This is a genomic window from Niabella beijingensis, from assembly GCF_020034665.1.
Classification (GTDB): Bacteria; Bacteroidota; Bacteroidia; order Chitinophagales; family Chitinophagaceae; genus Niabella; species Niabella beijingensis.
This window is the reverse complement of the sequence record NZ_JAIQDI010000002.1, coordinates 776,864-793,439: the sequence shown is the minus strand read 5'-3', so window position 1 is coordinate 793,439 and position 16,576 is coordinate 776,864. Positions and strand designations below refer to the sequence as shown.

The 16,576-nt window shown below is 49.0% G+C and carries 18 protein-coding genes; 10 read left to right on the top strand and 8 right to left on the bottom strand.

Translation table 11 applies throughout. The features are described from left to right. Positions 1-97 precede the first annotated feature (97 nt). The 3 genes from K7B07_RS19430 to carA all read left to right on the top strand — a co-directional run bounded on the left by K7B07_RS19430 (position 98) and on the right by carA (position 2,376). On the top strand, positions 98-406 hold the full coding sequence (locus tag K7B07_RS19430; RefSeq protein WP_223712197.1) for a hypothetical protein: 309 nt from the start codon (positions 98-100) through the stop codon (positions 404-406). Then, complete coding sequence (locus K7B07_RS19425; RefSeq protein WP_223712196.1) at positions 381-1,175, top strand: queuosine precursor transporter; 795 nt, start codon at positions 381-383, stop codon at positions 1,173-1,175. Before K7B07_RS19430 ends, K7B07_RS19425 begins: the two co-directional genes overlap by 26 nt. A gap of 97 nt (positions 1,176-1,272) precedes the next feature. Beyond that, on the top strand, positions 1,273-2,376 hold the full coding sequence (gene carA / locus K7B07_RS19420) for a glutamine-hydrolyzing carbamoyl-phosphate synthase small subunit (protein WP_223712195.1): 1,104 nt from the start codon (positions 1,273-1,275) through the stop codon (positions 2,374-2,376). Positions 2,377-2,403: 27 nt separating this feature from the next. Here carA and K7B07_RS19415 read toward each other — a convergent pair whose 3' ends face one another. The 6 genes from K7B07_RS19415 to K7B07_RS19390 all read right to left on the bottom strand — a co-directional run bounded on the left by K7B07_RS19415 (position 2,404) and on the right by K7B07_RS19390 (position 6,828). Then, positions 2,404-3,810: a DHA2 family efflux MFS transporter permease subunit gene (locus tag K7B07_RS19415; RefSeq protein ID WP_223712194.1), complete on the bottom strand. Its 1,407-nt coding sequence runs from the start codon at positions 3,808-3,810 to the stop codon at positions 2,404-2,406. A 32-nt stretch (positions 3,811-3,842) separates the two neighbouring features. Next, complete coding sequence (locus tag K7B07_RS19410; protein ID WP_223712193.1) at positions 3,843-4,418, bottom strand: pyridoxine/pyridoxamine 5'-phosphate oxidase; 576 nt, start codon at positions 4,416-4,418, stop codon at positions 3,843-3,845. Positions 4,419-4,430: 12 nt separating this feature from the next. Next, a complete protein-coding gene (locus tag K7B07_RS19405) occupies positions 4,431-4,979 on the bottom strand; it encodes an NUDIX hydrolase (protein ID WP_223712192.1) in 549 nt (182 codons plus the stop codon). Further along, a complete protein-coding gene (locus K7B07_RS19400) occupies positions 4,976-5,506 on the bottom strand; it encodes a YfiT family bacillithiol transferase (protein WP_223712191.1) in 531 nt (176 codons plus the stop codon). The genes K7B07_RS19405 and K7B07_RS19400 overlap by 4 nt, the downstream gene beginning before the upstream one ends. Positions 5,507-5,540: 34 nt before the next feature. Continuing rightward, positions 5,541-5,975: a BamJ family beta-barrel-assembly machinery protein gene (locus K7B07_RS19395; RefSeq protein ID WP_223712190.1), complete on the bottom strand. Its 435-nt coding sequence runs from the start codon at positions 5,973-5,975 to the stop codon at positions 5,541-5,543. 91 nt (positions 5,976-6,066) lie between these two features. Further along, positions 6,067-6,828 carry an ABC transporter ATP-binding protein gene (locus tag K7B07_RS19390; RefSeq protein ID WP_223712189.1) on the bottom strand — a complete coding sequence of 254 codons (762 nt, stop codon included), beginning with the start codon at positions 6,826-6,828 and terminating at the stop codon, positions 6,067-6,069. 104 nt (positions 6,829-6,932) lie between these two features. Here K7B07_RS19390 and K7B07_RS19385 point away from each other — a divergent pair, with 104 nt between their 5' ends. Continuing rightward, positions 6,933-8,195 (top strand): aspartate kinase, encoded by a 1,263-nt coding sequence (locus K7B07_RS19385; RefSeq protein WP_223712188.1) that lies wholly within the window; start codon positions 6,933-6,935, stop codon positions 8,193-8,195. A gap of 14 nt (positions 8,196-8,209) precedes the next feature. Here the strand turns inward: K7B07_RS19385 and K7B07_RS19380 are convergent, their stop codons facing one another. After that, positions 8,210-9,409 carry a L,D-transpeptidase family protein gene (locus K7B07_RS19380; RefSeq protein ID WP_223712187.1) on the bottom strand — a complete coding sequence of 400 codons (1,200 nt, stop codon included), beginning with the start codon at positions 9,407-9,409 and terminating at the stop codon, positions 8,210-8,212. 265 nt (positions 9,410-9,674) lie between these two features. On the opposite strand from K7B07_RS19380, the gene K7B07_RS19375 reads away from it, so the two are divergent. The 6 genes from K7B07_RS19375 (at position 9,675) to K7B07_RS19350 (ending at position 15,958) form a co-directional block, all read left to right on the top strand. Next, a complete protein-coding gene (locus K7B07_RS19375) occupies positions 9,675-10,697 on the top strand; it encodes a threonine aldolase family protein (protein WP_223712186.1) in 1,023 nt (340 codons plus the stop codon). Between the two features lie 10 nt (positions 10,698-10,707). Further along, on the top strand, positions 10,708-12,360 hold the full coding sequence (gene pgi, locus K7B07_RS19370) for a glucose-6-phosphate isomerase (RefSeq protein ID WP_223712185.1): 1,653 nt from the start codon (positions 10,708-10,710) through the stop codon (positions 12,358-12,360). 133 nt (positions 12,361-12,493) lie between these two features. After that, positions 12,494-13,090 carry a bifunctional nuclease family protein gene (locus K7B07_RS19365; protein WP_223712184.1) on the top strand — a complete coding sequence of 199 codons (597 nt, stop codon included), beginning with the start codon at positions 12,494-12,496 and terminating at the stop codon, positions 13,088-13,090. Next, on the top strand, positions 13,029-13,919 hold the full coding sequence (gene ispE, locus K7B07_RS19360) for a 4-(cytidine 5'-diphospho)-2-C-methyl-D-erythritol kinase (protein ID WP_223712183.1): 891 nt from the start codon (positions 13,029-13,031) through the stop codon (positions 13,917-13,919). The genes K7B07_RS19365 and ispE overlap by 62 nt, the downstream gene beginning before the upstream one ends. A 214-nt stretch (positions 13,920-14,133) precedes the next feature. Continuing rightward, positions 14,134-15,366, top strand: a complete 1,233-nt coding sequence (gene rocD, locus K7B07_RS19355) for an ornithine--oxo-acid transaminase (RefSeq protein WP_223712182.1) — start codon at positions 14,134-14,136, stop codon at positions 15,364-15,366. Beyond that, a complete protein-coding gene (locus tag K7B07_RS19350) occupies positions 15,359-15,958 on the top strand; it encodes a VIT1/CCC1 transporter family protein (RefSeq protein ID WP_223712181.1) in 600 nt (199 codons plus the stop codon). Before rocD ends, K7B07_RS19350 begins: the two co-directional genes overlap by 8 nt. Before the next feature lie 2 nt (positions 15,959-15,960). Here the strand turns inward: K7B07_RS19350 and K7B07_RS19345 are convergent, their stop codons facing one another. Beyond that, the gene (locus K7B07_RS19345) at positions 15,961-16,377 is read right to left on the bottom strand and encodes a hypothetical protein (protein ID WP_223712180.1); all 417 of its coding nucleotides are present in this window, start codon (positions 16,375-16,377) and stop codon (positions 15,961-15,963) included. Positions 16,378-16,576 lie beyond the last annotated feature (199 nt).

The following is a 16,576-nucleotide window of genomic DNA, read 5'->3' as shown; positions in this document are numbered from 1 at the left end:
AAGGCTTTCCAGCCGGAAAACCAGGGAAGTGCTGAACTTCAAACATTAAACCCTTTAAGTTTGGGCAAAATAATGCTATTTTACAAGAAATTAGCTTATGCGTTGGTTAATATTTTTGTCCCGGGTGGCCTTTATTTGCGGCATTATGGTCATTTTGGCGTTCACCCTGTTGTTTGTTGAGTGGAACAAGGGAGAAACCGTGAGCTCCACCATTATTACGTCCGGATATGCACTCGGACTGGTCTTTATACCGCTTATCAACCTGATCTACCTGGTCTGCTGGATCACCGGTAAGAAGCCCGGCAGCGTGGTACCGCGGTGGCTCCTGCTTTTCAATATCGCCTGCCTCTTTCTTATTTTTGCATACATTTTTTATATTAATGATCCATACTATCACCAAAAATAAACCAACCCGCCTCTACATCCTGCTGGGTTGCTTTTTTGTAGCCAATGCCATTGTTGCCGAAGTAGTGGGGGTAAAGATCTTCTCCCTGGAGAAAACGATCGGTATAACGCCATTTAACCTCAACCTTTTCGGTAATTCCTTTTCCTTTAATCTTACGGCGGGGGTGCTTCTGTGGCCCGTGGTATTTATTATGACCGATATCATCAACGAATACTACGGGATGAAAGGCGTCCGTTTCCTCTCCTATCTGGCGGCAGCATTGATCGGATATACCTTTATTATGTTCCAGGGGGCTATTTTCTTAACACCCGCCGACTTCTGGGTGTCCAATTTCACTCAAAACAATGTTCCCAATGCGGATCATGCGTACCGGGTGGTGCTCGGACAGGGATCCTGGATCATTATCGGGTCGCTTGGCGCCTTTTTGCTGGGGCAGATCCTCGATGTGGCCGTTTTTCACCGGATCAAAAAAGCCACAGGCGAAAAGGCCATCTGGCTGAGAGCCACCGGTTCCACGCTGATCTCGCAGCTTGTAGACAGCTTCCTGGTGCTTTTTATCGCCTTTTATGTCGGCCCCAGGGTATCCGCCAACCAGGGGGCGCCCTGGAGCCTGGTACTGGTGCTCAGCATTTGTGTGGGCAACTACATTTATAAGTTCATTGTAGCAGTGATTATGACCCCCGTGATCTATTGGGTGCACAACGCCATCGAAAAATACCTGGGACATGAAACAGCAGCCGAAATGAAGCGACAGGCAATGAGCGATTAGCAGGAAAAGCCTCCGTTAATATTTTACGGCTATTTCTTTCATCTATTCAACTTTTCAACTTAACTTTGCGTGATTTTTTAATTCCCAAAAAAGATAAATGACAGCTACTCCTGCGATTTTACTGCTAGAAGACGGAACCGTATGTACCGGCAAAGCTTTTGGTGCCATCGGCACCACCACCGGTGAAATTTGTTTCAATACCGGTATGACCGGATACCAGGAAGTTTTTACCGATCCCAGCTATTACGGTCAGATCGTGATCATGAATGCCGTACATGTCGGGAATTATGGGGTGATTGATGAAGATGTGGAGTCGGACAGTGTAAAAATTCTGGGGGTCATTGCCAAAAACCTGAACGAGAATTATTCCCGCAGACGGGCAGTTGGTTCACTTGATGAGTACCTGAAAAAGAACAATATCGTCTCCATCCATGATGTGGATACCCGGGCACTGGTGACCCATATCCGCACAAAAGGCGCGATGAACTGTATCATTTCTTCTGAGATCTTTGATATTGACGCGCTGAAAAAACGCCTGGCGGAGGTACCGTCGATGGACGGACTGGAGCTGGCCTCCAAAGTAAGCACCCAAGAGGTCTATGAATCCGGTGACCCGCAGGCAGGCATCCGCATTGCGGTAATGGATTACGGAATTAAACGCAATATCGTTAAATGCATGACCGATCGCGGCGCTTTTGTAAAAGTATTCCCTGCCAAAACACCCCTGGAAGAAGTAAAAGCCTTTAACCCCGATGGCTATTTTATTTCCAATGGCCCCGGCGATCCCGCTGCTATGAACTATGCGGTGGAACAGTTGAAACAGATACTGGAGGAAGGCAAGCCGATGTTCGGCATCTGCCTGGGACACCAGCTGCTGGCACTGGCCAATGGTATTTCTACTTTTAAAATGCACCACGGCCACCGCGGATTGAATCATCCGGTAAAAAATTTAATTACAGGCAGATCAGAAATAACCACTCAGAATCATGGATTTGGCGTAGATCCCGAATCGGTCAAACAGTCGGAACTGGTGGAGATCACACATGTGAACCTGAACGACCGGTCTATTGAAGGCATACGGGTCAAAGGAAAGCCTGCGTTCTCAGTACAATACCACCCCGAAAGCACACCCGGCCCCTACGACTCGAGATACCTGTTTGACGAATTTATCAATCTCATCAAGCAATCAATAAATAATTAAACAGAGCGCTCCGGAAACGGAGCGTTTTTATTGTGCGGTGGCACCCGTCAGTGTATTACCATCCGTCGCCTTCAGCCGGAAGAAGATCAGTCCCGCAACTGCGGTTATGGCACCCATTGTCAGGAAAGAATACCGGAATACCGTCACCGGATCGCCGGACCTGATCCACGAAGCACTGCTGTATTTTGATAAGAGATAGGCGCTCACCGATACTCCAAGGCTCATGGAAAGCTGCTGCATTACCAGCAGCAGACTGTTGCCCGTGCTGGCGTTTTCATTATTGAGATCAGACAGGGCCAGCGTGTTCATTGTAGCCATCTGGATAGAGTTTACCGCACCAAAAAGCACCAGGTAAGGGATCAGCAATGGCAGGGGCGTATGCGCATCCGGGATCGAAAAAAGCGCGATGACCGCAGCGATGAGCATGGTATTAACAATAAGGGTTTTCTTGTAACCAAACCGTCTTACAACAGGCACCACCCAGGGTTTTACCATAATGGTGGTAATGGCGGACGGGATCAGCATCATACCGGAGACCATCGCCGTGTGCCCGAACCCTACCTGGAAAAGCAGCGGCAGCAGCAACGGCATTCCTCCGATCCCCAGCCGGGTGAGCAGGTTTCCGAAAACACCGATGCGCAGGGTGCGGATGCGGATCAGGTGCAGGTCGATCAACGGATACCGCAGTTTTTTGAAATGCCGGTAATAAGCATGCATTAAAACGATCCCTAACACGGCGACGCCTATGAGGTACCAACCCTCCACGATCTTTTCGGAACCCAGCTCGATGGCCACCGTGATACAGATCAGCGAGCCGCCAAATAAAATCATCCCCACCGTATCAAAAGGTTTGCCCCTGTAAATATAATTGGGCATCACTTTCCAGGCGAAGGTCATCCCCAGGATCCCCACAGGGATATTAATCAGAAAGATCCAGTGCCAGCTCGCTACATCCACCAGCCATCCTCCCAGTGTAGGACCGATAATAGGCCCTACCAGACCGGGGATCGTAATGAAATTGATCACCCCCAGCAGTTTGTCTTTTGAATAGGTATAAAGTATGGCCAGCCGGGCCACCGGCACCATCATGGAAGCCCCAACCGCCTGTACCACCCGGGAGAGGATCAATACGGTCAGACTGGTGGAAAGCGCACTGAACAATGAGCCGAGGGTGAACAGTCCCACCGCCCAGATAAAGATCTTCCGGGAGCCAAAATGATCCGACATCCAGCCGCTCAGCGGGATCAGCAGCGCCAGGATCAGCACATAGCTTACAATGATGGACTGCATGGTTAACGGCGAACGGTGCAGGTCTGCGGCAATCGAAGGCAAGGCTGTATTGAGAATGGTTCCGTCCAGCGACTGCATAAAAATAGCCAGCGCTGCGATCCAGGGCAGGTATCGGTAAACCACCGGTGAATTTTCAATTGCCAAAATATACCAGTTTTAAATACAATAAGAAACGCTCAGGGCTGCAATTGCTGCTGCACCCACTGACCGTCCTTTTGTTCATAAAGGTTACGGTGGTGCAAACGGGTTTCTGAAAAACGCATCAGCTCTATCCGTGCCGGTGTTATGGCATAACCACCCCATCCTTCAGGACGTGCCACCTGTCTGTGTTTGCCGGCTGCCAGCGCTTCCCGAAGTGCTTCGTGCATTTTATCGTAATCCCCCAGCGGTGCGCCCTGCCTGCTGATCACGGATACAAGCTGGGCCGCTGTATCCCGTTCAGCAAAATAAACTGCGGCCTCCTCCGGATCTATGGGTACGGCAACACCCTGCACCCGCACCTGCTTTGCACTGCAGGGCCACCAGAATGCCAGCGCCACTTTATTATCAACCGCGATCTCCTGTCCTTTCCGGGAGTCTGTCAGACCGGTAATAATAAAAGCTCCGTTCTTTATTTCTTTCAGTGAAACAAACCGGCTGTTCGGAAAGTTATCCAAACCTAAGGTGGTCAAACAACAGGCCCCCGGTAATGCTGCCCCGGACAGCGTTTTTTCTTCCAGGTACCATTCCTTAAAAAGTTCCAGCGGATCCATGATTTTTTTTTATCAAATCTTTAATTCTCCCAGCCGCTGCAAGGCATACAACATGCAGGTCACATGCATCGACTGGATGAACGTATTCTTACGAAACATTTCCTTAAACTGCTCCATCGGCACCAGCGTTACGCGGATCTCCTCATTTTCGTCCAACTCCTGCTCACTGGTCTTCCTTCCTCCTGTTGCCAGGAACATATGCATCCAGTTATTATTGGTGGATGGATTGGCGCAGGTCTTCCCCAGGTATTCAAGCCCGGCAAATTCGTAGCCGGTCTCTTCTTTTAGCTCCCGTTTTATAGCCGCCTCCAGGCTTGCATCCGAATCATCCACACAACCGCCGGGAATTTCATAATGGGTCTCCCCGATACCGTGACGGTACTGGGCTTCCAGTATTACCTGGCCGTCTTCTGTAAGTGCAAAGGCGGTCACCCATGTCGGAAATTCATATACATAATAAGGATCCACTATTTTCCCAAGGGGCGTTTCGCACCGGTCCTTGCGTACGGTAAACCAAAGGTCCTTGAATAAATATTCGGAAGACAGGGTCTTCCAGTTCATTGCTGCCATTTTTGTTGCTCCCTTAAATAATTGATTTGTGCCACATGGTGTTTGCCATGCCAGGCATATTGTTGTAAATAGTAGGCCAGCGACTGTGGTTGCGGTGCATCCGGACGAACGACTTTCCGGGCCCACTGTGCTTCACCAAGGTCCCGGATGGTAGCATACCATCTTGCATGCAGGGCATACAGAAGCGTAATGGATGTATTGACCGGCAGATTTTTTACATCATCCAGCAGGGCCCAGGCCTGTTCATCGTAAGGCCGGATCACCGGTTGGACTTCGGTCAGGCCCAATTTAAACCGGGTGTAGGCGTTTATATGACTGTCTGCAACATGATGCACCAGCTGATGCACGGTCCATCCCCCTTCCCGGTACGGCGTCTGAAGCTGCGCCTCATCCAGGTTGGTGATGGCGGCTTCCAGCATATTTGGTAAAAAGCGGATAGCACCGAGGCATTCCTGCTTTACCGCATCGGAAAAAACACGTTCCTTAAAAGGGCCTATTGGGTATTGGTTCTCGATCATCTGCCGGCTTCTGTTAAATGTTTATAAGAAACAATTAATGTACCTGTAACAGTTCCACTTCAAAAAGCAGTGTGGCGCCGCCGGGAATATCACCGCCTGCCCCCCTGTCGCCGTAAGCCAGGTCTGAAGGGATCCACAGCCGCCAGTGACTTCCTTCTTTCATCAGCGGAATAGTAAGCTGCCATCCTTTGATCAGGGCTTTGAGCGGCGCGGTGAATGGCTGGTTTCTTTTAAAAGAACTGTCAAACTCTGTTCCGTCGAGCAGGGCACCCCGGTAATGCGCCGTCACAGTTTGCTCCACTGCAGGCTGCTTTCCGGTGCCCTCCTTGAGTACTTCGTACTGGATACCTTCCGGAAGTGTCTGTACACCTTCCCTGTTCCCATTTTCTTCCAAAAACTTTTTTCCGGCCTCTTTCTGGGCCTCGATTTTGTTGCTCATAAATGCTTTTAATTTATCCTGTAAACCCATAATATATTTCGTGCTGTTTGAAAATAAATAGTGTCAAAGTTAACCAATCCGGCATAAAACATACCGCACAAAAGACGGGTGGTCTTTTCCTTTATCCTTCTCGGAGGTGTTTGCCGGTAAGATGAATAAACACATCTTCGAGATTGGCCTTCTTCACTTCTTTGGGGCGTTCGAACCCGGTAGCCACCAGGTTATCGATCAGCTGATCGGGTGTATCAAGGGCCACAATCTGCCCGGAGTCAATGATGGCGATCCGGTCACAGAGGTACTCGGCTTCATCCATATAATGTGTGGTAATGATAACCGTAGTACCGGCCCTGTTGATCTCACGGATCAGCTCCCATAAATTTCTTCGTGCCTGCGGATCAAGACCTGTGGTCGGTTCATCCAGGAATACTACCCGCGGCTTATTGATCAGCGTAGTGGCTACCGAGAACCGCTGTTTTTGTCCGCCGCTAAGGTCTTTGAACTTCGCCCTTGCCTTGTCCTCAAGATTCACGGTTTTCAGCAACTCCAGTGCCTGTACCTTTTCGTTGTACAATCCTGCAAACAGGTCCACCAGTTGTACCAGGTTCAGACCGGGATAATAGCCGCTGGCCTGAAGCTGTACACCGATAATGCCCTTGATCTGGTCGGGCTCCCGGTCCAGGTCGTAGCCCGCCACCGTTACCGTGCCGCTTGTCTTCGGGCGCAACGTTTCAATGATCTCCAGGGTGGTGGATTTTCCGGCGCCATTCGGGCCCAGCAATCCGAAGATCTCTCCCTCCCGTACCTCAAATGAAATACCTTTTACTGCCCGGAACTGGTCATAATCCTTTATCAGGTTCTCAACGGAAATAATGGGGATTGTCATGCGCTAAAACTACAAATAAGTTATCAATTGCCCTGCGGGATTATTTTTCAGGAGGCTCCTGTGTTTATAAAAAAAGGGCGACCTTCGCCGCAAAACAAAAAGCGATGAAGGTTTATAAATTCGGGGGAGCTTCGGTAAACAGTGCGGAACGGGTCTCCAATGTAGCAACGATTCTGGAACGGTTCCCGGATGACGACCTTGTGATCGTGATCTCCGCAATGGGCAAAACCACCAATGCCCTGGAGAAAGTCGCCCACGCTTATTATGAAGAAAAAAAAGAAGAAGCTCTCGGACTTTTCGATGAAATAAAAAAACAACATCTTACTATAGCAAAATACCTGCTGGTAACCCATTACCTGGCCTGCGAAGCACGGCTAAAAGATTTTTTTACAGAGGTGGAATGGATGCTGCATGATGCACCGGTGCGGGAATTCGACTACTACTATGACCAGATCGTGAGTGTGGGCGAGCTGCTGGCCACCTGTATTGTAAGCTTTTACCTTTCCGAGCGCGGTATCCGGAACCAGTGGATGGATGTACGCGACATTTTCCGCACCGATGATAATTTCAGGGACGCAAATATCAATTGGGAATTTACACAACAGCAGGTAGACCGCCAGATCCTTCCGCTGATCAAAGAAAAAAAATGGGTGGTCACCCAGGGATTTATCGGCGCTACGGACGAGAACGAAAGCACTACGCTCGGGCGTGAAGGCAGCGATTATTCGGCAGCCCTTTTTGCGAGCATGCTCCATGCAGAAAGCCTTACGATATGGAAGGACGTTGAAAGCGTGATGAGCGCTGATCCCAAAATGATACCGGATGCACTTCCCATCCATTCGCTCAGCTATAACGAAGTGATCGAAATGGCCTACTATGGCGCGCAGGTGATCCACCCCAAAACGATCAAACCCCTGCAGAATAAAAACATCCCGTTATATGTAAAATGTTTCCTGGACGCAGATCTCCCGGGAACGGTTATCCATGACAACATCAGCAAGGATCTGCCGCCTATTATTGTTATCAAAGAGAACCAGGTAATGATGGAATTAAAAACAAAGGATTTTTCATTTGTGGGGGATGCACATGCCTACCAGCTCTATCAGTGGTTCAATGAGCATTCACTGCGTCCCACTCTGACACAGAACGGAGCCATCAGTCTGATTTTTGCTTTTGATAACTGGGAGGAAAAGATCAGCAGGTTCTCATCCGCAGCTGCTGAAGTATTCGATGTGCACGTTACGCCCGGGCTGACGCTTACCACGATCCGTCATTACAATAAAAATGCGTTGGATCAATATGTCGGGGAGAAAGAGGTGCTGGTCAAACAACAGACCCTTAAAAATTTCCGGGCCCTGCACCGATAAAAGGCACCCACCGGCTATTCACCATTGACGCTGATGGTCTGGACCATTTTCTTTGCAACCGGTTTTTCCCTTAAAATGGCCGGCGACCAGGCAGGCATTTTTTCCAGCTTTGACAAGAGCACCTTATCAAAATAGTCGTCAACGCCTCCTTTCAGTATTTTAAAGTTCACCGGGCTGCCATCCTTGTCTACAATGAATTCCAGCTGCACGTAGGCATGGGTAACGCTATCGGGCAGCTCTTTTACCATCTCCGAACCTACCTGTTTCAGATAGCCGGCAAATGCAGCAGCACCACCGGGATATTCCGGCCATTTGGCAACTGCGTCCGCCACAAAATCGACATTCCGGTGACTGGGAACAAAATTGGATTTGGGCCGCTGTTTCGGCAGGAAGCGCGGCGACAGGGCTGGTGCGTCATTCACCACATATTCACCATTGTCCTTCGTCATGATCACCGGCAGCTGCTTGTGTTGTTCAAAATACTCAAAGGCCTCTTCCAGTTTTATGTTCAGTGTCTTGTAGGAAGGATCGCTCTCCAGCATTTTATTAAGGTATTCATAACTTCTTTTAACGCTGTAGTTGATCGGGAAAATATGTACCGGTATATAATCAAGCCCGGAGCTTTTGGCACTGGCCGTAAGGATATAGAGCTCGTCGATCTGGTCATTTTTAATGGGGATACACCCCACTGTTGCACAGCCGCCGTGAATAAAAATATCACCACCGGGTTTTGCCTGGTCCGCAAGGATGCGGTCGGATGCATTCGGATAATTCAATCCCAGTGATAAATAATAATTGCTGTTGGGGTTGAACTCATTGATATAATAGAATCCCTCAGGCACCTGGTAATCCCCTTCAAACCGCTTCGGCCCCAGGGAGCCGGCTAATGCGCATACTTTATAGATCTTAAAAAGCTTGTATTCCTCCTGTACTGAGTTTTTTACCCAAACTTCCAGCTGGCTGTCGTATTTGAAAGAACGGAGGTAAACATATTTTGCCGGCCAGGTCAGCCCTTTTAATTTGAACAGATTTTTAAGATACTCCCCTTTTCGCTGGAACGACTCTTTGGGGCGCGGGAAGCTCGTTTGCGCATCAAAAAAAGCCCCGTAGGATACTGCGGGTGTGTACGAATTCTGTGCGGAACTGAATATAGAGAATGCAAAAATGCCTGCTATTACAAAGTACCCCTTTTTTCCTGTCAGTTTTAAAGCCATTTTAAATCAATAATAATTCGCCGGATGAATAAATTGCCGTTTGAACCGGCTGTATTAAAACACCCGTACAAACTTCTGATAAAAACGAAAAAGGACGACGGATATTTCAATAAAGCCTTACAAATTATCTACAAATTTAGCTTTTATATGTTAAAAAATATGTAATACATGAATCACTATTGAATTTCATTCACTTGGAGCGTTCATAAATTTACCTGCCTGGATTATTTGCGGGTTATTCCAAAATCTTAATTTTGAAACCCAAATGATTGATCTACGCTCAGATACGGTAACCCGCCCTTCCCCCGGCATGTTGCAGGCCATGCTGCAGGCTGAAACAGGCGATGATGTATTTAGAGAAGACCCCACTGTAAATGAACTGGAGGCCCGTTGTGCAGCACTGTTTGGAATGGAGGCCGCACTTTTTTGCTCCAGCGGTACCCAGACCAACCAGATCGCTATTAAATGTCATACCCAGCCGGGAGATGAAGTGATCTGTGAGGCCAACGCACATATCTACCTTTATGAAGCCGGGGGCATTTCTTTTAACTCCGGTGCTTCGGTGCGGTTACTTCCGGGCGACAGGGGCCGTATCAACGCCACACAGGTAGCGGCAGCCATAAATCCGGATGATGTGCATAAAGCCGTGAGCCGGCTGGTATGTATCGAGAACACCAGCAACCGGGGTGGAGGAAGCTGTTACAGCTTTGAAGCGCTGCTAGCCATAAGAGCGGTCTGTGATGCCAATGCACTGGGCTTTCACCTGGATGGCGCCCGGTTATTTAATGCGCTGGTTGCCCGGGACGAGACCCCGCAGCAGTATGGAAATTTATTCGACAGTATTTCCGTTTGTTTTTCAAAAAGCCTGGGATGCCCGGTTGGCAGTGTGCTGCTGGGAACACGGCCATTCATCGCAAAGGCCCGCCGTATCAGAAAGCTACTCGGTGGTGGTATGCGCCAGGCCGGTATCCTGGCGGCGGCAGGGCTCTATGCCCTGGAGCACCATATTAACAAACTGAAAACGGACCATATCCACGCGGCAGTAATTGCCGGAGCCCTGCAGCATTGCTCCTTTGTGGAAAACATCCTGCCTGTAGAAACAAATATCATTATTTTTGAAACCAGGGGAATTTCAGCCCCGGACCTGGCAGCCCGGCTCCGGAAAGAAAACATCCTTTGCAATGCGACCGGTCCCGACAGCATACGTTTTGTGCTGCACCTCGATATCACGGAAGCAATGGTGCATCAGGTTGTAAAAGCCCTTCACTCCATTAAAAAAAACGACTAAAGAACTTTATATGTTACCAACCCAAAATCCCGTAAAAACAAAGGCCTGGAAAAAACTGGCGGCGCATGCCGCAACATTGCAACAGCTACACCTGCGCGATCTGTTTGCTGCAGATGAAAACCGTTTTGAAAAATATTCCCTCCGGCAGGGCGATATTCTTTTTGATTATTCCAAGAACCGGATCAATGACAAGACCCTGCAACTACTGATGGAGCTTGCAAAGGAGACCCGGGTCAAGGAGGGTATCAACGCGCTCTTCTCCGGGGAAGCTATCAATCAGACAGAACAACGTTCGGTGCTACATATTGCACTCCGTTATTTTGGGAAAGCAGCCATCAACAGCAACGGGAAAAACGTACTGCCGCAGGTACGCAAGGTTCAGCAGAAAATGAAACGCTTCTGCGAAGCGGTGCATACCGGAAGCCATTTGGGATACACCGGCAAAAAGATCAGATCGATCGTAAACATCGGTATCGGAGGAAGCGACCTCGGCCCCTTTATGGTTACGGAGGCACTGAAGCCTTATACCGTTAAAGGAATGGAGGCGTATTTTGTTTCCAATGTGGATGGCACACAGATCACGGAAGTACTGAAAAAAGTAAACCCGGAAACAACCCTCTTCCTGATCGCATCAAAAACATTCACTACCCAGGAAACCATGACCAATGCTCATACTGCCCGGGATTGGTTTTTGAAAAAGGCAAAGGATGAAAAACAGGTGTCTAAACATTTTGCAGCCCTCAGCACCAATGCAACCGCTGTAAAGCAATTCGGTATCGACACCAATAATATGTTTGAATTCTGGGACTGGGTCGGCGGCCGCTACTCGCTTTGGTCTGCCATTGGCCTGTCCATTGCATTAACCATCGGGTATGATAACTTTGAAACGCTTCTGAAAGGGGCCTATAATATCGATGAGCATTTTAAAAGCGCGCCCTTCGAAAAAAACATCCCGGTGATCATGGCACTGGCAGGACTGTGGTACACCAACTTCTTCGGGGCGCAAACCGAAGCCATCCTCCCCTACGACCAGTACCTGCACCGGTTTCCCGCCTATTTTCAGCAGGGTAATATGGAAAGCAACGGAAAGAGTGTGGACCGCAAGGGGAAAAGGGTCACTTATGCCACAGGACCGGTGATATGGGGCGAACCCGGCACCAATGGCCAGCATGCATTTTACCAGTTGCTGCATCAGGGTACACCGCTGATCCCCTGCGATTTTATTGCACCGGCCCAAACACATAATCCGGTAGGCGATCACCATCTCAAATTATTGAGCAACTTCTTTGCACAGACGGAAGCCCTGATGAACGGAAAGACCCTTAAGGAAGTAAAGGAAGAATTAAAAAGATTAGGACTGTCAAAGGCCGAAACCGACCGGCTGGCGCCCTTCAAGGTTTTTGAAGGCAACAAGCCCACCAATTCATTCCTGGTGAAAAAAATAACACCGTTCACCCTGGGGCAACTCATCGCACTGTATGAACACAAGATCTTTGTACAGGGCGTGATCTGGGATATTTACAGCTTTGACCAATGGGGCGTGGAACTGGGTAAACAGCTGGCCAATAAGATCCTGCCGGCACTTGAAAACAACGATCCGGTTTCGGGGCACGACAGCAGTACATCAGGTCTGATCAACGCCTACAAAGAAATGCGCAGCTGATTGACACACAATCCTGTTTAATGAATATGCGACCCGGCTTCCGAGGCAGTTTTATGCCCAAAACCGGCTGGCTGACCATAAAAAAAGGTTATATTTGTCGGTTAAATACCCTGTATTTAAGAATTGGTGATATATGAAAAAAATTGAGTTAGAAATTGTGGCCTTATCACACAGCATCACGCAAACCCATTCCTATGCCGTGGTGCTGGGCGAAGTGAATGGCCTGCGGCGGCTGCCGATCGTTATCGGCGGATTTGAAGCCCAGGCCATTGCAGTAGCACTGGAAAAGATGAACCCCAGCAGACCCCTGACTCATGACCTGATGAAAAACTTCCTGGTAGCCTTCAACATCGACCTGCATGAGATCATTATTTCAGACCTGCAGGAAGGCATTTTCTTCAGCAAGCTCATTTGTTCTTCCGAACACGATACGGTGGAGATCGACAGCCGTACTTCAGATGCCATTGCACTGGCGGTCCGGTTCGGCTGTCCGATCTACACCTACGAGCATATCCTGGAAACAGCAGGGATTGTAATGGATGAAAAAGGCGAACCGAAACCCACCCGTGAAGAAGCAGTGGGCGCCACCACCAGTGAGCCCGGCAGGGACGACCTGAAAAGTCTGAGCCTGGAAGAGCTGAATACCCTGCTCAATGAGGTGCTCGAGAATGAGGACTATATCCGGGCCATTGCCATACGGGACGAAATCAACAGCCGAACAAAAAAATAACCGCCCTCTTACCGTGGTATTCTTTTCCAATTGCAAAGTTAATCTGGGGCTGCACATCACTTCCAAAAGGCCGGATGGATTTCATGATCTTGAAACCGTATTTTATCCACTTCCGCTTTTTGATGTGCTTGAATTACTTCCCTCCGGAAAAGAAACGACGCTCACGCTTTACGGGCTGCCCATCCCCGGCAACCCTGAAAGTAATATTGTTTTAAAGGCCTGGCAATTGCTGAAGAACGAGCGGCCGGATCTTCCCCCTGTGCAATTCCATCTTTTAAAGAACATACCCGCAGGTGCCGGTCTTGGTGCCGGAAGCGCCAACGGAGCAACCACCCTGCTGGCATTGAACCGGTTCTTCGACCTGCAATTATCGCAAAAACAATTACTAAAATATGCCCTGCAACTGGGCAGCGACTGTCCTTTTTTTATTATCAACCAGCCCTGCCATGCCACCGGCCGCGGGGAGGAACTAAGCCCTGTATCACTTGACCTCTCTGCATATACAATGGTCATTGTAAACCCGAAACAACATATCAGCACCCCATGGGCGTTCAGCCGGGTCCGTCCCGCCCCTCCGGCACGCTCATTGAAAGAGCTGCCGGCAACCCCGCTTTCAGAATGGGAGGATCTTGTTACAAACGATTTTGAGCCCGTGGTTTTTGAGGCATACCCCGAAGTCAGTGCGATCAAACAACAGCTAAAAACCCTGGGTGCCGCCTTTGCCGCCATGACAGGCACCGGCAGCACGGTCTTTGCACTCTTTCAGGAAGCCCCGGCGGCCCTCCCCTTTCCGGAACATTATTTTATAAAGACGCTTTCATTGAAATAGTCCGCTCTTTTATCGGAGGCGGTTTGATTGTTTTTTTGTATCTTGCGGCTATGCTTATAGCTGGTATCCGACAAATTTCTTTTTTGCGACAGCATCTTGATCTGTTGAACCACTGACATTTCTGTCGTGCCTGAACAGGCCTATCCCGGATATAACTTTAATCTTACCACTCTTACGTTTCACTTTTCATTTCTTACTTTTTAATTTTCTGTCTATGTCTGCAATTGCCCAAAATACAGCCAGCTATTTTATGGAGCTTGAAGAAGCTTATGGTGCCCACAATTATCATCCGCTTCCCGTGGTACTATCAAAAGGGGAGGGTGTTTTTGTATGGGATGTTGAAGGAAAGAGGTATTATGATTTCTTAAGCGGCTACTCGGCCGTAAACCAGGGACATTGCCATCCGCGCATCGTTGCTGCCTTTACAGAGCAGGCGCAGCGCCTTACGCTCACCAGCCGTGCATTCTATAATGACAAGCTGGGTGATTTTGAACAATACATCACCAATTTATTGGGATACGACAAGGTACTCCCCATGAATACCGGTGTAGAAGCTGTGGAAACCGGCATCAAACTTTGCAGGAAATGGGCTTATGAAGTAAAAGGTATTCCTGAAAATGAGGCGGTCATCATTGTATGCGAGCAGAACTTTCATGGCAGAACCACTACGGTGATCTCCTTCAGCAGCGATCCGTCGTCTACCAAAAATTTTGGTCCGTTCACCGGTGGTTTCTTAAGGATCCCGTACAATGATCTTTCAGCTTTGAAAGAAGCATTGAAGCAGAAAAATATTGCGGGCTTCCTGGTAGAACCCATACAGGGCGAAGCCGGTGTTATTGTTCCGGATGAAGGATACCTTGCTGCTGCCAAGCAGCTTTGTGAAGCGGCTCACGTATTGTTCATTGCCGATGAGATCCAGACAGGGCTTTGCAGGACCGGTCATCTGCTGGCCTGCGATGCCGAAAATGTGAGACCCGACATCGTGCTGCTGGGTAAGGCCCTCAGCGGGGGCATGATGCCCGTAAGCGCCGTGCTGGCCGATGATGAGATCATGCTTACCATCAAACCCGGGGAGCATGGCTCTACTTATGGCGGGAACCCGCTGGCAGCAGTAACGGCCATCGCTTCGCTGCAGGTACTCATTGATGAAGACATGGCAGCAAATGCGCTGGAACTGGGCGCTTATTTCCGCGAAGCCCTTCTTAAAACAGCTTCCCCGCTGATCCGAACGGTGCGTGGGAAAGGCTTGCTGAACGCGATCGAGATCATTTCAAAAGACCCCGATGCCGCCTGGAAACTTTGCCTCGACATGAAGGAGAAAGGCCTCCTGGCCAAACCAACACATGGAGATAAGATCCGTTTCGCCCCGCCGCTCTGCATCACAAAGGAACAACTGGACGAATGTATCGGTATTATCAGCAATTCATTAAATTGCCTGAATGAATAAAACAGCAGCAACTTATTTTTCCGCTTTTTTGATCGGGCTTATAGATGGTATGATCATTCCGCTTACCATCTTCTGTTTTCTTTCCGGCCTGGGAAAACCCGCTGATCTTGTCTGGAATTATACAGGGTATGCCGCGCTCCTTACAGCAACCTTACTGGCGGTGGGCGGTTTTTTTACGCGGCGGGAAGAATTATCGCATACGCATGATAAACGCATTTTAAACGTGTACCGGGGTCTGGATGTGGCCGACCATATAAAGGAAGACCTCATAAAAGATGCGCAACGGGAAAGTGATGAATGGAAAAGCGACTGGAAGCAAAATGCCGCGCCTGTAGAGCCGTTGCGTCCCTTTGGCTATGCAGCCACCATTTTTACAGGATATATTGCAGGTGGTATACTGGTACTGGCAAACGCAAACAGGTTTGTGCTTCCGCACTACAGCTTTTTCTTGGTCCCGGCTGGTCTGCTGATCATTGCCGGCTTTATAAAATACCGGTTATTCGGCCGTCCTGTATGGGGAGGGGTTATTCTTACCGCCGGTGCCGGTATCCTGGCCGCTGCCGGTGCCTACTGGATAGGTGCGCTCATCTGAATTCAGGAATCGGTTTCCGCGTTTTCTTCCTTTAGTTCCATTTTTGGAAACAGGATGGTAAGCATCAGTATGATCGAAGCCAGCAAAACAAGGTAGAGTCCCAGCTGCCGCTCCGGGCAGTCGCCTGCCTCACAGCGGCCAAAAAGAATAAAATTCCGGATCGCCCAGGCCAGGTTCAGCACACCAAACAAGAGATTCAGCCGCTTTGCCCACAAACGCGCGATAAATGTAAGCACCAGGACCGCACCGGTTACAATAAAATGATTATAGGCAGGTTTGCCATAACGGGTACCAGTGGTATCCACTCCTGACAATGTAAGCCCCATGGAGGGAATCTGCGACCAGGGCATAAAACAGGCGATCGTTAACACAATTGCAGCTATTAAGGCCAGCCATTGGGAGCGACTTAAGATTTTCATCCTGCAAATAAAAAACAATCATACCTATAAAACAAGAGCGCTCCCTGAAAAGGAGCACTCTTAAAATTTTATAGGATAGATCACAAATGGTCGGTATAATAATCAGATCAGAACTACGCTAAACTGTTGGAATCCTTCAACCGGTTGCCATCTGTATAATTGTTTGTAAATATTATGCCAAAGTTTTGCCAAAAAGGAA

Excerpts from the sequence above, each read along its gene's own strand:
- K7B07_RS19425 (WP_223712196.1), top strand. The coding sequence starts at position 381 with ATGATCCATACTATCACCAAAAATAAACCAACCCGCCTCTACATCCTG.
- K7B07_RS19380 (WP_223712187.1), bottom strand. The coding sequence starts at position 9,409 with ATGGCTTTAAAACTGACAGGAAAAAAGGGGTACTTTGTAATAGCAGGC.
- carA (WP_223712195.1), top strand. The coding sequence starts at position 1,273 with ATGACAGCTACTCCTGCGATTTTACTGCTAGAAGACGGAACCGTATGT.
- K7B07_RS19430 (WP_223712197.1), top strand. The coding sequence starts at position 98 with ATGCGTTGGTTAATATTTTTGTCCCGGGTGGCCTTTATTTGCGGCATT.
- pgi (WP_223712185.1), top strand. The coding sequence starts at position 10,708 with ATGTTACCAACCCAAAATCCCGTAAAAACAAAGGCCTGGAAAAAACTG.
- K7B07_RS19345 (WP_223712180.1), bottom strand. The coding sequence starts at position 16,377 with ATGAAAATCTTAAGTCGCTCCCAATGGCTGGCCTTAATAGCTGCAATT.
- K7B07_RS19395 (WP_223712190.1), bottom strand. The coding sequence starts at position 5,975 with ATGGGTTTACAGGATAAATTAAAAGCATTTATGAGCAACAAAATCGAG.
- K7B07_RS19375 (WP_223712186.1), top strand. The coding sequence starts at position 9,675 with ATGATTGATCTACGCTCAGATACGGTAACCCGCCCTTCCCCCGGCATG.
- K7B07_RS19405 (WP_223712192.1), bottom strand. The coding sequence starts at position 4,979 with ATGAACTGGAAGACCCTGTCTTCCGAATATTTATTCAAGGACCTTTGG.
- K7B07_RS19400 (WP_223712191.1), bottom strand. The coding sequence starts at position 5,506 with ATGATCGAGAACCAATACCCAATAGGCCCTTTTAAGGAACGTGTTTTT.
- K7B07_RS19365 (WP_223712184.1), top strand. The coding sequence starts at position 12,494 with ATGAAAAAAATTGAGTTAGAAATTGTGGCCTTATCACACAGCATCACG.
- K7B07_RS19390 (WP_223712189.1), bottom strand. The coding sequence starts at position 6,828 with ATGACAATCCCCATTATTTCCGTTGAGAACCTGATAAAGGATTATGAC.
- K7B07_RS19385 (WP_223712188.1), top strand. The coding sequence starts at position 6,933 with ATGAAGGTTTATAAATTCGGGGGAGCTTCGGTAAACAGTGCGGAACGG.
- K7B07_RS19410 (WP_223712193.1), bottom strand. The coding sequence starts at position 4,418 with ATGGATCCGCTGGAACTTTTTAAGGAATGGTACCTGGAAGAAAAAACG.
- ispE (WP_223712183.1), top strand. The coding sequence starts at position 13,029 with ATGAGGACTATATCCGGGCCATTGCCATACGGGACGAAATCAACAGCC.
- rocD (WP_223712182.1), top strand. The coding sequence starts at position 14,134 with ATGTCTGCAATTGCCCAAAATACAGCCAGCTATTTTATGGAGCTTGAA.
- K7B07_RS19350 (WP_223712181.1), top strand. The coding sequence starts at position 15,359 with ATGAATAAAACAGCAGCAACTTATTTTTCCGCTTTTTTGATCGGGCTT.